Origin of the sequence: Pelistega suis (assembly GCF_013133795.1) — a bacterium.
Classification (GTDB): Bacteria; Pseudomonadota; Gammaproteobacteria; order Burkholderiales; family Burkholderiaceae_B; genus Taylorella; species Taylorella suis.
This window is the reverse complement of sequence record NZ_JABGBN010000008.1, coordinates 24,796-39,860: the sequence shown is the minus strand read 5'-3', so window position 1 is coordinate 39,860 and position 15,065 is coordinate 24,796. Positions and strand designations below refer to the sequence as shown.

Annotated in this window: 14 protein-coding genes and 1 tRNA gene; 2 read left to right on the top strand and 13 right to left on the bottom strand. The window is 41.0% G+C overall.

What is annotated here, in order from left to right; all coding sequences use genetic code 11:
• Window positions 1–35: 35 nt before the first annotated feature.
• The 10 genes from HKX39_RS08995 to petA all read right to left on the bottom strand — a co-directional run bounded on the left by HKX39_RS08995 (window position 36) and on the right by petA (window position 11,214).
• Window positions 36–2,075: a UvrD-helicase domain-containing protein gene (locus HKX39_RS08995; RefSeq protein ID WP_171680992.1), complete on the bottom strand. Its 2,040-nt coding sequence runs from the start codon at window positions 2,073–2,075 to the stop codon at window positions 36–38.
• Entirely contained in the window at window positions 2,072–4,255 is a 2,184-nt protein-coding gene (locus HKX39_RS08990; RefSeq protein WP_171680991.1) for a primosomal protein N', read from the bottom strand. The genes HKX39_RS08995 and HKX39_RS08990 overlap by 4 nt, the downstream gene beginning before the upstream one ends.
• 255 nt (window positions 4,256–4,510) lie before the next feature.
• Entirely contained in the window at window positions 4,511–5,581 is a 1,071-nt protein-coding gene (gene hemE, locus HKX39_RS08985) for a uroporphyrinogen decarboxylase (protein WP_171680990.1), read from the bottom strand.
• A gap of 86 nt (window positions 5,582–5,667) precedes the next feature.
• Window positions 5,668–6,480 (bottom strand): hypothetical protein, encoded by an 813-nt coding sequence (locus tag HKX39_RS08980; RefSeq protein WP_171680989.1) that lies wholly within the window; start codon window positions 6,478–6,480, stop codon window positions 5,668–5,670.
• 458 nt (window positions 6,481–6,938) lie between these two features.
• Window positions 6,939–7,014 (bottom strand) — tRNA-Thr (locus HKX39_RS08975).
• A gap of 68 nt (window positions 7,015–7,082) precedes the next feature.
• Window positions 7,083–7,487, bottom strand: coding sequence for a ClpXP protease specificity-enhancing factor (locus tag HKX39_RS08970; protein WP_171680988.1), 405 nt, complete (start codon window positions 7,485–7,487; stop codon window positions 7,083–7,085).
• Between the two features lie 8 nt (window positions 7,488–7,495).
• Window positions 7,496–8,107 carry a glutathione S-transferase N-terminal domain-containing protein gene (locus HKX39_RS08965; RefSeq protein WP_171680987.1) on the bottom strand — a complete coding sequence of 204 codons (612 nt, stop codon included), beginning with the start codon at window positions 8,105–8,107 and terminating at the stop codon, window positions 7,496–7,498.
• Between the two features lie 170 nt (window positions 8,108–8,277).
• The gene (locus HKX39_RS08960; RefSeq protein ID WP_171680986.1) at window positions 8,278–9,132 is read right to left on the bottom strand and encodes a cytochrome c1; all 855 of its coding nucleotides are present in this window, start codon (window positions 9,130–9,132) and stop codon (window positions 8,278–8,280) included.
• A gap of 18 nt (window positions 9,133–9,150) precedes the next feature.
• Window positions 9,151–10,536: a cytochrome b gene (locus HKX39_RS08955; RefSeq protein WP_171680985.1), complete on the bottom strand. Its 1,386-nt coding sequence runs from the start codon at window positions 10,534–10,536 to the stop codon at window positions 9,151–9,153.
• Between the two features lie 36 nt (window positions 10,537–10,572).
• Window positions 10,573–11,214, bottom strand: a complete 642-nt coding sequence (petA, locus tag HKX39_RS08950) for a ubiquinol-cytochrome c reductase iron-sulfur subunit (RefSeq protein ID WP_171680984.1) — start codon at window positions 11,212–11,214, stop codon at window positions 10,573–10,575.
• Between the two features lie 123 nt (window positions 11,215–11,337).
• Between petA and mscL the strand changes: the two genes are divergently transcribed.
• Entirely contained in the window at window positions 11,338–11,775 is a 438-nt protein-coding gene (mscL, locus tag HKX39_RS08945) for a large conductance mechanosensitive channel protein MscL (RefSeq protein ID WP_171680983.1), read from the top strand.
• 63 nt (window positions 11,776–11,838) lie between these two features.
• Here mscL and HKX39_RS08940 read toward each other — a convergent pair whose 3' ends face one another.
• On the bottom strand, window positions 11,839–12,618 hold the full coding sequence (locus HKX39_RS08940; protein ID WP_171680982.1) for a Nif3-like dinuclear metal center hexameric protein: 780 nt from the start codon (window positions 12,616–12,618) through the stop codon (window positions 11,839–11,841).
• Between the two features lie 16 nt (window positions 12,619–12,634).
• Here HKX39_RS08940 and HKX39_RS08935 point away from each other — a divergent pair, with 16 nt between their 5' ends.
• A complete protein-coding gene (locus HKX39_RS08935) occupies window positions 12,635–13,816 on the top strand; it encodes a trypsin-like peptidase domain-containing protein (protein ID WP_171680981.1) in 1,182 nt (393 codons plus the stop codon).
• A gap of 4 nt (window positions 13,817–13,820) precedes the next feature.
• Here the strand turns inward: HKX39_RS08935 and tatC are convergent, their stop codons facing one another.
• Both tatC and tatB read right to left on the bottom strand, forming a co-directional pair.
• A complete protein-coding gene (tatC, locus tag HKX39_RS08930; protein ID WP_171680980.1) occupies window positions 13,821–14,600 on the bottom strand; it encodes a twin-arginine translocase subunit TatC in 780 nt (259 codons plus the stop codon).
• On the bottom strand, window positions 14,600–15,013 hold the full coding sequence (gene tatB, locus HKX39_RS08925; protein ID WP_171680979.1) for a Sec-independent protein translocase protein TatB: 414 nt from the start codon (window positions 15,011–15,013) through the stop codon (window positions 14,600–14,602). Before tatB ends, tatC begins: the two co-directional genes overlap by 1 nt.
• Window positions 15,014–15,065: the final 52 nt, after the last annotated feature.

Below are 15,065 nucleotides of genomic sequence, written 5' to 3'. Positions count from 1 at the left end.
ATTATAGAGGTATTTTTCTGCCAGCTAATTCAAATTTAAACTGGTTTAATCATCTGCTTTAACTGTGCCAATCTTTCTTTCGCACTCATTCCCTTAAATGGGTCGCTCAATTTCTGTTGCTTATCTTCCAAACCCATCTCTGCAATAAAGCGTGAGGGTTCGCGAATCAGCTCTTCACGAGCTTTTTTACGTTTCTTACACCATGTTAGGGTCAGTTCATATTGTGCCCGTGTAATCCCGACATACATCAAACGACGTTCTTCTTGAATGCGCTGTACATAAAGCTCTTCATTATCCTTATTGGGGTCTCCGTACTCATCCTCTTTCCCCATATGTGGTAGTAATCCTTCTTCCACACCGACCATATGCACATAAGGGAATTCCAACCCTTTTGATGCATGTAACGTACTTAACGTCACGGCATCTTGCTCTTCTTCTTGCTCATTACGTTCTAACATCGTAATTAAGGCGATATGCTGCACCAGATCAATAAATCGCATATCGTCATCTTGTGCCTTGCGCTTGAGCCACTCAATCAAATCCAATACATTCTGCCAACGAGCTTGAGCGGCGCGATCATCATGATGCTCGTACAGATAATCCTCATAACGAATATACGCCATCAACTCATCCAATAACTCAGCAGCAGACTGCTGTTCTACTGGTTTAGCCGCACGCTCTTGGATACCCTGAATAAACTGAGCAAACACCATTAGGGGCTTTAATTGACGCTCTGCAATAATCTCTATAATTTCCGGTTCAAAAATAGCCCCAAACAAAGAACACTTTTTACTCACCGCAAACTCACCTAAATGCGTTAAGGTAGTTTGCCCTACACCTCGTCTGGGTGTTGTCACCGCACGAATAAACGCAGGGTCGTCATCATCGTTCGCAATTAACCGCATATACGCCAAAATATCGCGAATTTCTGCTTTATCAAAAAAACTTTGCCCCCCTGAAATACTATAAGGAATGCGTAATTGGCGAAAAGCTTGCTCAAAAATCCTCGCCTGATGATTGCCTCTATACAGCACTGCAAAATCTTTCCATTGTGCTTTCTTATTAAAATGAGCAGCGGAAATACGCATACCGACCGTTTCAGCCTCAGCCTCTTCATTCTCCATACTAATGACTTGAATAGGTTCTCCTTTACCCAAGGTAGACCATAAGGTTTTCTGAAAAAGATTAGGATTATTAGAAATGACTTTATTGGCGGCATTTAGTACGGTCTCAACCGAGCGATAATTTTGCTCCAACTTAATAATCTTTAAATTTGAATAATCTTGCGTGAGTTTAGCTAAATTCTCAATCGTCGCACCACGCCATGCATAAATCGCCTGATCATCATCACCGACTGCTGTAAATTTTTGATGCCAACCTGTGAGCAATTTTACCCATTCATACTGACAAACATTGGTGTCCTGATATTCATCTACCAATAGATATTTAATGCGTTTTTGCCAACGCTCTTTGACTTCCTCGTTAGCTCTCATCAATAAGACTGGTAAACGAATAAGGTCATCAAAATCTACTGATTGATAAGCTTTTAGCGTGGCTTCATAATTACGATAAACCCGTTGAGCCTCTTTTTCATCAGGTGTCGTTGGCACAATATCATCAGGCCCTAATAAATCATTTTTCCAGAGAGATATTTGCTGTTGAATCACTCTAATTCGCACCTTATCCGTCGTCGCTAACATTTCTTGAATAATCTGACCAGCGTCGGTGGAATCCAAAATAGAAAAGTTATCTTTTAGATTTAAATTTTTAGCTTCTTGCCTTAAAAAACGTACGCCAAGCGCATGGAACGTACATACGGTCAAGCCCTTGCTACTTTTTTTATCCACAATATGATTGACACGCTCCACCATCTCTTTGGCGGCTTTATTGGTAAACGTCAAAGCAATAATTGAACGTGCCTCATAGCCACATTGATTAATGAGATAAGCAATTTTTTGCGTAATAACGCGAGTCTTGCCACTACCCGCTCCTGCCAACACCAAACAAGGTCCATCAAGATAGAGGACAGCTTCTTTTTGTGAAGGGTTTAAACCTAAACTATCAATATCACTCATATCTCTAATGGATCCACTTCGACAAAATACTTCACTTTATGGTTTCTAAAGTGATGATACACGCGTTGCAACCACACACTCATAAAACGATGTAATACTGGGCGAGAATCTGCCTCAATCAATAATTGTGCCCGCTCAATATTTGCCACACGGACAATTTTTAAAGGAATAGGATCATAAATCCGAATGTCCTCAATATAAGCCGCTAGCGCTTGTCTAGCATCCGCTACAATGGTTTTTAGGAAATCTAGCGCATCCCTTAACTCTTTGGCTTGGGCAGAAATCAACACATGGTAAGCAAAAGGAGGAAGCCCTGCTATCTGCCTTTCCTCTAGTGCATTAGCCACAAACTGCTCATAATCATGATGAACAAGAGATTGATAAAGATGATGCTCCGGAAACTCTGTTTGCAATAGCACTTCAGAGTCTGGCAAATGACGGCCTGCTCGACCGGCTACTTGCATTAATTGCGCAAATAAGCGTTCTGGCGCTCGGAAATCACCACTAAAGAGCATCATATCGGCATTTAATACCCCTACTAAACTCAATCGCTTAAAATCATGTCCTTTAGCCAACATCTGTGTCCCCACGATAATGTCCACATCTCCGCTATGAACATGTTCGAACAGTTTCTCTGCACTCCCTTTTAAACGAGTGCTATCCGCATCAACACGTTGTATGCTTGTCTGAGGAAAGAGATTACCCAAGACCTCCTCAATTCGTTGGGTCCCATAACCCAAGGCACTTAAATCTTGATTACCACAATCAGGGCATTTCAAAGGGATACGTGAGGTATAGCCACAATGATGACATTGCAATGTGGGGGCTTGTCCTGAAGACTGATGCATTACCGTATGCACTGAACATCGAACACAGGTGCTCGTCCACGAACATGCGCTACATCGTAACACTGGTGCAAATCCTCGACGATTTAAATAAATCATCGATTGCTCTCCTCGCTGTAACCTCTCATCAATTGCACTTATTAAATCAGGCGATAATCCCTGATTAAGACGCATTTTTTTGATATTAATTAACCGGATATTCGGCAAGGTTGTCGCTTTAGCACGCTGTGTTAAGCTAAGCTTTGTGTACCGTTGATTGACCGTTTGTTGCCAAGTTTCTAATGAGGGCGTTGCTGACCCTAGCACCACAGGAATTTGTAATTGATGCGCTCGCCATACTGCCAAATCCCTTGCAGAGTATCGCAAACCATCTTGTTGTTTATACGAAGCGTCATGCTCTTCATCCACCACAATCAGCCCTAGATTCTCTAGTGGCGCAAAAATTGACATTCGTGTACCAAGAATAATCTTCGTTTCTTGCCGCTGCATATATATCCATGCTTGCAAACGCTCCCCATCAGAAAGTCCACTATGCATAATGGCTATGGCTTTTTCCCCATATAAAGGAACAAAGCGTTGTTCCAATAGTCGCGCAAATTGAGGGGTGAGATTAATTTCAGGTACTAAAAAAATAACCTGTTTCCCTTCTGCAAGTTTCTGGGCAATTGCGTGCAAATAGACTTCGGTCTTACCGCTACCTGTAATCCCATGCAGTAAGATAGTTTTATATTCTCGCGTATTAACTATGCTATCCAATGCAGATTGCTGCTCCTCATTAAGCGTGATAGTCGAGTTTGCCAAGACAGCACTGTCGCCACTCTTATCTACATTCACTATCCTTATCCCTGCCTCTGCCACACTCTCTACCGCCTGCCCAGAGACCTGTTCAATAGACTTAGTGTGTTTTGCTTGACGTTTAAGTGCCTTTTCTAGCTTCTGTTGTTTGTTATATGCTTTTTTGTCCAAGCGCTCAACAGGACTCGTTGCTGTCTTACCCATATACGATGCTACTTTGCGTAGGGGTGGCGGCAATACTGGCAAAATGACCTCACCGATTGGTCGTAAGTAGTATTTTGCTGCAAACTCACATAATGCTAACCAGCGTTCAGAAAAAGGGGGCAAATCATCCAACACCTGAATAATATCTTTTTGCTTTTCTGGGGGAATATCCGTTTCGGTCAACACAGCAGTTACGACACCGATGATTTGTTTTTGTGTTCCAAAAGGAACGATAACCCGCTGCCCCCGCACCACTTGCACAGAGATAGGCACACGATAATCAAATACGGCTTCTAAGGGAACATCTAGTGCTACACGCACCCAATAATAACTCATCTATGCCAACCCACACCAACAACTAGGGACAACCCTAAATTCAATAAAAATCAATGGCTTAATACGCCTGTGGATAACTTTTTGGATAAATTAAACCATTGACTTTCGTTTTTATTATTGATGATGACAATTCATTTAATAAAATCAAATGTTTTTTATTTTTATATTAAAAATCAATAGATTGGCAATCATTTATGCGAAACAACATGAAATAAATCAGCCAACCTCTTAATTTTCATCTGTGGATAACTTTGTTTATAAGTGCATCGTTTTACTGTATTGATGCACCTCATCAATAAGATAGGCCACATTTTCTGGCGGTGTGAATTGTGAAATACCATGCCCTAGATTAAAGACATGTCCACCCTCTTTCACAGGACCAAAATCATCAATAACTCGGCGAACCTCTTGACGAATCGCTTGTTCTGAACCAAATAAAGCCATTGGGTCAATATTGCCTTGGAAAGCCACTTTATCACCCGTCAAACGACGAGCCTTTGCCAAACTCATCGTCCAGTCCAAACCAACAGCATCACAGCCGATATTAGCAATCTCATCTACCCATAAACCACCACCCTTGGTAAAGACAATGGCTGGCACTTTTTCACCATTATGAGTACGAATTAAGTTATCGACCACTTGCTTAATATAATGCAAAGAGAATTCTTGGTATTTACCGTTAGCAAGTACACCACCCCAGCTATCAAAAATCATCACTGCCTGTGCCCCTGCTTTAATCTGTTCATTGAGATAAAGTGCCGTTGATTGGGCAGCAATCGAAAGTACTTGCTTAAGCAACTCTGGTTGCGCATACATCATCGTTTTGATAGTACGATATTCTTTGGAGCCTTGACCTTCAATCATATAACAACTAATCGTCCACGGACTCCCCGCAAAGCCAATAAGAGGCACGCGACCATTTAACTCTTTACGAATAAGTGTCACCGCATCAAAAACATAGCGTAAATCATTCATATCAGGTACCGCTAATTTAGCAATATCTGACGCTGTACGTAATGGATGCTTAAATTGAGGCCCTTCACCTGCAACAAACTCTAAACCAAGTCCCATTGCATCAGGAATCATAAGAATATCTGAGAATAAAATCGCTGCATCTAAAGGATAGCGATCAATCGGTTGTAATGTAACCTCACACGCAAACTCTGGATTTTTTGCCAACCCTAAAAATGAACCTGCTTTAGCTCGTGTCGCATTATATTCAGCCAAATAGCGGCCTGCTTGTCGCATTAACCAAACTGGTGTGTACTCTACCTTTTGACGTTGTAGTGCACGCAAGAAAGTATCATTTTTTAGTGGGGCAAACATCTCTTTACTCTCCTATTTTCCGATGACAAGATTATAAGCCATCCCCACTAAAATAACTGTAACTCTACTCCATCCCTAAAAAACGATTAGGTCTCCACTCGATAATCTTCTGCATCAATCTCGTGTTTCCTCATCAACCCCCAAAAAGCCCGCCTATGTTTGTGCGAGCGCTGTGCTGCAGCACAAATGTTCCCTTTTGTTTCTATTAATGCATGGACAACATAATTTTTTTCAAATTCTTTAATGACTTTTGCCTTAGCTATTTGAAAAGGATCCGAATAAATGACCTTATCACTCGTTGATTTTTTTGTGTTGCGTCTACGCTTACGAGTGACTTTAGGCTTTTGAGTAGACGCCATCACCATATTTAAAGGAATTGTTTGATGTTCATTATTCATAGGTGTTGTGAAAAACTCCTGACTTTTTCGTAACACCTTATGCAAGGGGGTATAGACGGCTTTATGGCGATCAATAATATTCGATAAGCGAATTCTCATGATAGAAACATCATCCCGCTCAAAGATATACTCTCCAATTCCCAAGGTTGCCAAATCCATAAAGGCAAGCGGTTGAACATGATGCGGCAGAGCAATCAGTGGAAATTGTAACGGGTGGGTTATTTGAGCGAGACTCACTCTAGTCCATACCAATGTTTCGGGTAACACTGGGATAATTAAGCAATCATAGCGCTCAAAGATAATGGCTAATTCTCGCAAAGCATTAGGGTGTGGGAATTGATGACCACCAACCTCGAAATCATTACAAGGCAAAAATTGCTGTACATCAATCTTAAATAATTGGATTCTATTGGTTTGTCGATGTGTTTCCTCAATAAACTCATCAACCCAACTCCCAAAACTCTCTAAGAAAAATATGCCACACTCAATTTTTTCACGCATGGTTTCCTCCTTTTATCACTATTGAAATATTTTGTCACCTTAAGGTAACAAAACATTACATTACCGAATATCAGTAGAAATCGCATTGTGGTTTTTACTATAACAGATACTTGATTAAATATTTTTATTTTATTTTTCAAATAGTTAAATAACAGGACTATGCTAAAAACAGCATACCCCACTGTTGTATTTAGAATAAAATTTTGTTGGTAGAAGAAATTATTGTATGGCTTTCAATTTTTTGGCTTTAAAATGAAAAGTTAACCTTTTACTATTTTTCCATACTAAACCTCATTTTGTATAAAAAACAACATTGCTTTGGCAATCTTGCCATGTCCATGTATATCGGTCAATTTAGCTGCTAAGTACTAGCAACTTTGCGAAGCGCCTCATCATCAGACAATCGTTTTTCAAACAAAATGAAAAGCCCCTTGGGATATCCCAAGGGGCTTAAATTCTGGTGCCGGCTACAAGAATCGAACTCGTGACCTTCTGATTACAAATCAGCTGCTCTACCTGCTGAGCTAAGCCGGCGTCGAAGAAATATAATTATATGTTTACTACACTTATTTGACAAGTGCCTGTGCTAAAAAACAACAAAATTAATCTACTAACCGGAAAGGTGTTGTTTTTTGAGCAAGTTTATCAGTTTCTTCTCTTGTGCTACTGTCATCCGCTGATGGATTGCCTTTATATTCGGTTACCTCAAAGCCCATCCCTTCTTCAGTTTCTCGAGCAAATACCCAAGCAATCGCCGTTATAGGGAAACTCACTAACTGAGATACCCCTGAAAAACGTGCATTAAAGCTCACCCACTCATTATCCATAAAGAAATCAGGGGTCGCTCGTGGCCCAACATTAAGCACAATATGGTTATCTCTCACATGGGCACGAGGTACACGACAATGCTCATCAACGCGAACCATAATATGTGGTGTATAGCCTTGATCTAAACACCACTCATAAATTGCACGCACTAAAAAAGGTTTAGCAGTATTGGGTAACATAGACTATCCTAGCGACGCATCACTTTTTCTGATGGTGTTAGTGCTTCAATAAAGGCTGGACGAGAAAAAATACGCTCCGCATATTTTTGTAATGGTGCAGCGCCCTTAGGTAACTCAATGCCATAGTAATCCAAACGCCATAATAATGGTGCCATTGTAATATCTAGCATAGAGAACTCATCGCCAAGCATATAACGATTTTTTACCATTAACGGTGCAATCTGAGAAAGACGATCACGGATAATGGCACGCGTTTTATTCAATAAGGCCTCATCAGCACGCTTGCTACGGTCTTCTAATACAGAGACATGCACGAATAGCTCTTTTTCAAAATTATGCAAGAAAAGTCGCGTACGAGCACGCATAATCGGATCTGCAGGCATCAATTGAGGATGCGGAAAACGCTCATCGATATATTCATTAATGATGTTTGACTCATAAAGAATAAGATCACGTTCAACAAGAATAGGCACAGTACCATAAGGATTCATCACTGTAATATCTTCTGGTTTATTAAAGAGATCAATATCTTTAATCTCAAAGTCCATGCCTTTTTCATATAAAACAAAGCGACAACGTTGAGAGAATGGGCAGGTTGTACCCGAATAAAGCACCATCATAATGTGGCAATTCCTTCTAATAATCTAAAGCTTGAAAAGATCTGCGAAAAGTACGCATTCAAAAACAACAATGGTTCTATTCTACAAGAAACGCCATAGCAATTTCTACTTAAAGTAAAAAGGCGAGCTATAAAGCTCGCCCTATCGAACTCACCGTATCACATTAAAAACTATTTAACATGTTTCCAGTAAGATTTATTCAGTTGCCAAATCACGACAAAGAAAATAGATAAGAACAATAGCACCCATACACCAAGTGTCTTACGGAACTCTTGCTGAGGTTCTGCCATCCAACCCATAAACGCCGTTAAATCAGCCATATCTTTGTCGAATTGAGCTTGCTTCTCTTTATCTAAATATTCAATTTGTGCATGGCTAGACGCATGACCTTTAAAATCTGCTAGCACTTTGTCGCTAACCACAGATTTATAACCATCTGCATCAACTTTAGTGATAGTTTCATGCCATTGTTTTGCACCATCTTTTTCCACTTCGTGAACATCGGTAAATGTCACTTCTACTGGACCTTGACGCTCCCAAAGCGGATTAGGCATACCTGCATTTGGGAATACTAAGTTATTCCAACCTAAATCACGCGACTTATCACGGTAGAAAGTACGTAGATAAGTATAGATATAATCCGTACCCGGCTGACCTAAGTTCTCAGCTTTTGCACGTGCCATTAATGATAAATCAGGTGGCGCTGCACCAAACCATAATTTCGCATCATGTGGCTTCATCGCAATCGACATCTTATCGCCTACTTTTTGACCAGTAAACAGTAAGTTTTCGACGATTTGGTTTTCGGTTAGACCAATCTGCGTTAGATTGTTATAACGCAATAAACTTGCGCTATGACAGTTCATACAGTAGTTAACAAATAACTTAGCACCATTTTGTAACGCTGCTTTATCGGTTACAGGAACTGGAGCAACGTCCCAAGGGTGACCACCGCCTGCAGCGACAGCTGAACCACCGCCGAGGGATGCTACCATAAGTAATGCACCTAAAATCTTTTTAATCATGATATTTCCTACAGTATCTTAGTGAGGGTGGTAAGTCACACGCTCAGGAACTTGTTTAAATGTCCCCAAACGGCTCCAAATTGGCATAAAGAAGAAGAATGCCAAGTATACAATCGTACCCACTTGTGAAACGATATTTAATACTGGAGACGGTGCTTTCGTACCGATAATACCAAGAATCACAAAGTTAATCATAAAGATAGCGTAAACCAATTTGTGCCAACCTGGACGATAGCGAATTGATTTCACAGGCGACTTGTCTAACCATGGTAAGAAACCAAGGATAACAACAGTACCACCCATTACAACTACACCCCAGAATTTTGCATCAAACACTCGTAACGCCACAGCAACTGCTACCAAAATAGCTGGGAAGATAAGTTTCCATGGTGCTTTAACGTTTTTGCTAAAGAAAATACCTACAGCAAACAATAATGCAAATGCTACTAACGCCCATGTAAACTCATCCGTTGTCGCACGTAACATTGAGTAGAATGGTGTGAAATACCATACTGGTGCGATATGTGGAGGTGTTTTGAATGGGTCAGCAGGTAAGAAGTTATTAGACTCTAAGAAATAACCGCCCATTGTTGGTGCAAAGAACATAATCGCTGCAAATACGATTAGAAAACCTGCAACGCCTACTAAGTCATGTACAGAGTAGTATGGATGGAAAGGAATACCGTCTAATGGACGACCGTTGGCATCTTTTTTAGCTTTAATCTCGATACCGTCAGGGTTATTAGAACCTACTTCGTGTAAAGCAATAATATGCGCAACAATTAAACCAATTAATACTAATGGAATCGCAATAACGTGGAAGGCGAAGAAACGGTTAAGTGTTGCGTCAGATACAACGAAGTCACCACGAATCCATACGGATAAGCCTTCACCAACGAAAGGAATCGCTGAGAATAAGTTTACAATTACCTGAGCACCCCAGAAAGACATTTGCCCCCATGGTAAGAGGTAACCAAAGAACGCCTCTGCCATCAAACATAAGAAAATCGCCACACCGAAAATCCACACCAACTCACGTGGTTTACGATATGAGCCATAAAGCATGCCGCGTAGCATATGTAAATACACTACAACAAAGAACATGGACGCACCTGTTGAGTGCATATAACGAATAATCCAACCGTAAGGTACTTCACGCATGATGTACTCAACTGACGCAAACGCTAAATCAGCGTCTGGTTTATAGTGCATCACCATAAAAATACCAGTTACGATTTGAATCACTAACACCAATAGTGCTAATGAACCAAAGAAATACCAGAAGTTAAAGTTCTTAGGAGCATAGTACTCACTAAGATGCTCTTTCCAAAGTTTACTTGCTGGGAAGCGGTGGTCAATCCAACCTAACAATCCCTTTGTATCTACAACTTTATCGCCGGCCATGTAAAGGCTCCCTTAGTTAATGAGTATGAGGCAAAACTAGCCTGCTGCTTGTTCTAAACCTACCATAATTGTATTGTCATCGACAAAATAATATGGAGGAACCAAAAGATTATCTGGAGCTGGTTGGTTTTTAAATACGCGCCCAGCTAAATCAAATTGCGAACCATGGCAAGGGCATAAGAAGCCACCTTCCCAATCTGCAGGCATACCCTCTGCACCACCCAGAGCAAAACGAGGTGACGGCGAACAGCCTAAGTGAGTACAAATACCCACAACCACTAACCATTGTTCTTTACGTGAACGATAGCTATTCTTAGCGAACTCAGGCGTAAATCCCGGACGATCTGATGCTGGGTCAGCAAGGAATTTTTCCATTTTCTCAAGACCTGCAATCATTTCAGGTGTACGATGTAAAACCCATACAGGCTTACCTTGCCACTCTGCCGTCACCATAGTACCCGGAGGAATAGCTGCTAAATTAACTGAAACAGGTGCGCCAGCGGCTTTTGCACGATCTGATGGGCTCATTGATGCAACGAACGGTACGACCGTAGCCACACCTGCCACACCACCCACAGCACAGGCTGTGCCTAGCCAAAAACGGCGTGAAGGGTCCTGTGGTAAGACGTCTGGAGAAGACTGCCCTTCATTTTGATGTAAGTTTGAATCCTGACTCATTATCGATCCTTATTGATACTGCCAAGGTGTAAAAAAATTAACGTATTTTAAATAGATTTATTTTAACTTATCCAGTTATTATATACCGTCAATTCAATTCAAGGAAAAAAAGGACACATTTTTATGAGTAAAGGTTTTTTAAACGAGTTCAAAGAGTTTGCTGTTAAAGGCAATATGGTTGACTTAGCCGTCGGTGTGATTATCGGTGCAGCATTCGGTAAGATTATTGACTCTTTAGTAAAAGATATCATCATGCCACTAGTCAACTTTATCCTTGGTGGTGACGTTGATTTCTCTAATAAATTCATCGTGTTATCTCAACCAGAAGGTTATGCTGGCGCACAAACACTGACCGCTTTACGCGACGCTGGTGCGACAGTATTTGCTTACGGTAACTTTATCACTATCCTCATTAACTTTATCTTATTAGCGTTTGTTGTATTCTTAATCGTTAAATCAATCGCTACAGCACGCTCTCGTTTCGAAGCAGAAAAAGCAGCAGAACCAGATCCAGAAGATATCGTGTTATTACGCGAAATCCGTGATTCTTTAAAGAAATAATTTAGTTCATTTAATATTTAAAGAATTGACGCAAAACCCCAGTAATACTGGGGTTTTATCATTTTATACAGGATTCGGAATATCAATAAATTCCACGTCTAATTCAGGAAATTGTGCTTTTAATGCCTCTCCCAAAGCTTGTACTCCATAACGTTCTGTTGCATGATGTCCAGCTGCCATAAAAGCCACTCCATTTTCTTGTGCCATATGAAAAACCTGCTCAGAAGCCTCTCCTGTGAGGAACAACTCTGCTCCTGCAGCAATAGCGGCATCAAAATACCCCTGTGCTCCACCAGTACACCATGCAATCCGAGAAACTCGTTTAGTTTTGTCTCCAATAAACAACACTGAGCGTTGTAAAATTGTCTCAATATGTTGCAATAATGCACCAAGTTCCTCTTTCCCTTTTGGTGGTGATCCTAACCAAACAAGATTGCCCTGTCCACAAGTTTCCACCTGACCTTCCACCCTATTTACACCAAAGTCCAAGACCTTAGCCAATTGTGCATTATTGCCCCATTCTGGATGAGCATCTAATGGTAAATGATAGCCAAAGACATTTAATTCCTGTTTAATAGCATAAGCGATACGTTCATACTTCATGTTGGTTATGCATGGATCCTCATTCTTCCAAAACCATCCATGATGCACGATGACGGCATCGGCTTTTACTTGCGCAGCTTTCTCTAAAAAGGCTTTAGATGCAGTAACTCCCATAACAACCTTTTTAATTGTAGGTTTGCCCTGTAACTGTAATCCATTTGGTGCATAATCTTTAAAATTATGTACTTGTAAAGACTGGTTAAGCCACTGGCTTAATGTTTGACGACTAACTAAACTCATATTTACTATCACCTTTATGCAACGTGTGTGGTCTATTTTCTCTCAAACTGTCGCTGTTTGTCTTGCTATTATCTTTATTTTGGCAACATTACGTCCTGCTTGGGTCAACAGTTTCCTATTAGATACACCATTACGTAAACAACCCACGGCTACCGTAAAAATTCAAGAAAATACACCCTCATCTTCAAATCAGAAACCTAGCCTGACCACTACCATAGTGACCTCTTATGCAGATGCCGTTACGTTGGCAGCACCTTCTGTGGTCAATATTTACACAACCAAAAAAGTATCAACTCCCTTTAAAAACATCACCGATGTTCCCGCATTACGTCCTTTTATTCAAGAGCAACAAAACCAAGCACTAAATGAACCTACCGACTTAGGCTCTGGTGTTATTGCTACTACAGATGGTTATATTCTCACCAATTATCACGTCGTAGAAGCCGCAGACTCTATTGAGGTAGCTCTTCACGATGGCCGCAAATTTGCTGCCCGCTTTATTGGCTCTGACTCAGATACCGATCTTGCTGTTTTAAAAATTGAAGTCTCTGATATTAAGCCTATTGCCTATGATCCAAAAGAGCAACTCCACGTTGGTGATGTTGTCCTAGCTATCGGCAATCCATTTGGTGTTGGTCAAACAACCACCATGGGGATTATCTCTGCGCTAGGACGCTCAGGATTAGGCATTAATACCTACGAAAACTTTATTCAAACTGATGCTGCCATTAACCCCGGCAACTCTGGTGGCGCATTAATCAATGTCAATGGGAACCTTATCGGCATCAATACCGCAATTTATTCCGAAACACAAGGCAGTGGCTCACTCGGCATTGGATTTGCCACTCCCGCGGATACTGCTTTAAAAATTATGCGCGAAATTATTGATACAGGACGCGTGACTCGCGGTTGGTTAGGGCTGGAGCCTCAAGCTGTGACGACAGATATTGCCAAAGCTTTTAATCTCAAAGAAACCCGTGGTGTTATCGTAGCATCTATCGTTCGCAATAGCCCTGCTGAAACCGCTAAATTAGCTGTCGGCGACATTATTATGGAAATGAATGGTAAACCTGTGATTGGTGTGCATCAACTTATGAATGAAATTGCTGCCATCAAACCTGAAGCATCTCTTAGTTTAACGGTATTGCGTGCAGGCAAACCTACAGAAATTAAGGTCACGCTAGGAAAACGTCCTTAAGAGTTTATTCTTGCGGTAATGTATCCTGGGCTTTTGGCTTAACAAAACGTGCTGCAACAAGTCCTAATTCAAACAGCAAAATCAAAGGAACTGCCATCATAAACTGACTGATGACATCTGGAGGCGTAAGGACAGCTGCAATAATAAAGGCACCCACAATGACATAACTACGTGCCCCTTTAAGCTTCTCGACACTCACCATACCTGTTCCAACCAACACCAGCACCACAACAGGCACTTCAAAAGTCAACCCAAATGCCATAAACATCGTCATGACAAAATCAAGGTAAGCTTCAATATCGGGGGCGAAATTAATACTTTCAGGAGAGACTGTCGCAATAAAATGAAAGACCGTCTGGAAAACAAAGAAATAACAAAATGCCATACCTATCAAAAAGAGGACATAACTTGATACGACGACAGGCAAGACAAGGCGTTTCTCATGCTTATACAGCCCAGGAGCGATAAATGCCCATGCTTGATAGAGCACAAAGGGTAATGCCAACACAAAAGCCACCAATAAGGTCACTTTGAGTGGCACTAAGAAAGGGGTAATGACGCCATAAGCAATCATTTTATCCCCTGCTGGTAGTGTAGATGCCATCGGTTTGGCTAAAAAGTCATAGAGCTCTTTGCTACCTGGGTAAATACATAAAATCCCAAAAACGACTAATACCGCAACAACAGCATAGAGTAATCGTGTTCTTAACTCAACGAGGTGAGAGACTAAGGTCTCTTCTTTAGCACCTTGTAGCTCTGTATTTTCTTGTTGATTCTGGCTCATTATGATACGTTCTTAGCATTGTTGGAGCTGGTTACTTCTCCTACACTCTTAGTAGATGTAGGCTTTAAAGTCGATAAATCTGGCAACTCTTGGGCGATATCTTGTTTAAGTTGTTGTGCCTTATCCCCCATTTCTTCTTTTATCGAAGCAAGGGGGTCTTTTATCTCAGAGACTGTATTTTCAAAATCAGTCTTTAATTGAGTAGCGGCAGACTTAACATCCTCTTTAAGCTTACTAAGCTCTTGAATATCCATTTCACGCTGAATATCACTCTTAATATCTCGCATATAGCGCTGCGCTCGCCCTGTCAGATGACCTACAGTACGTGCCACCTTAGGCAAACGTTCTGGCCCTAACACTATCAAAGCCACAATGCCAATAACAAAAAGCTCACTAAAACTCAAACCAAACATATCTATCCCGAATAAATAAAGCGTACCTTTTTACATCGATACGCTCTACCTT

Bases quoted from the DNA above. Each gene is read 5' to 3' on its own strand.
- tatC (WP_171680980.1), bottom strand. From the start codon at position 14,600: ATGAGCCAGAATCAACAAGAAAATACAGAGCTACAAGGTGCTAAAGAA.
- tatB (WP_171680979.1), bottom strand. From the start codon at position 15,013: ATGTTTGGTTTGAGTTTTAGTGAGCTTTTTGTTATTGGCATTGTGGCT.
- HKX39_RS08980 (WP_171680989.1), bottom strand. From the start codon at position 6,480: ATGCGTGAAAAAATTGAGTGTGGCATATTTTTCTTAGAGAGTTTTGGG.
- petA (WP_171680984.1), bottom strand. From the start codon at position 11,214: ATGAGTCAGGATTCAAACTTACATCAAAATGAAGGGCAGTCTTCTCCA.
- hemE (WP_171680990.1), bottom strand. From the start codon at position 5,581: ATGTTTGCCCCACTAAAAAATGATACTTTCTTGCGTGCACTACAACGT.
- HKX39_RS08965 (WP_171680987.1), bottom strand. From the start codon at position 8,107: ATGATGGTGCTTTATTCGGGTACAACCTGCCCATTCTCTCAACGTTGT.
- HKX39_RS08955 (WP_171680985.1), bottom strand. From the start codon at position 10,536: ATGGCCGGCGATAAAGTTGTAGATACAAAGGGATTGTTAGGTTGGATT.
- mscL (WP_171680983.1), top strand. From the start codon at position 11,338: ATGAGTAAAGGTTTTTTAAACGAGTTCAAAGAGTTTGCTGTTAAAGGC.
- HKX39_RS08995 (WP_171680992.1), bottom strand. From the start codon at position 2,075: ATGAGTGATATTGATAGTTTAGGTTTAAACCCTTCACAAAAAGAAGCT.
- HKX39_RS08970 (WP_171680988.1), bottom strand. From the start codon at position 7,487: ATGTTACCCAATACTGCTAAACCTTTTTTAGTGCGTGCAATTTATGAG.
- HKX39_RS08990 (WP_171680991.1), bottom strand. From the start codon at position 4,255: ATGAGTTATTATTGGGTGCGTGTAGCACTAGATGTTCCCTTAGAAGCC.
- HKX39_RS08940 (WP_171680982.1), bottom strand. From the start codon at position 12,618: ATGAGTTTAGTTAGTCGTCAAACATTAAGCCAGTGGCTTAACCAGTCT.
- HKX39_RS08935 (WP_171680981.1), top strand. From the start codon at position 12,635: ATGCAACGTGTGTGGTCTATTTTCTCTCAAACTGTCGCTGTTTGTCTT.
- HKX39_RS08960 (WP_171680986.1), bottom strand. From the start codon at position 9,132: ATGATTAAAAAGATTTTAGGTGCATTACTTATGGTAGCATCCCTCGGC.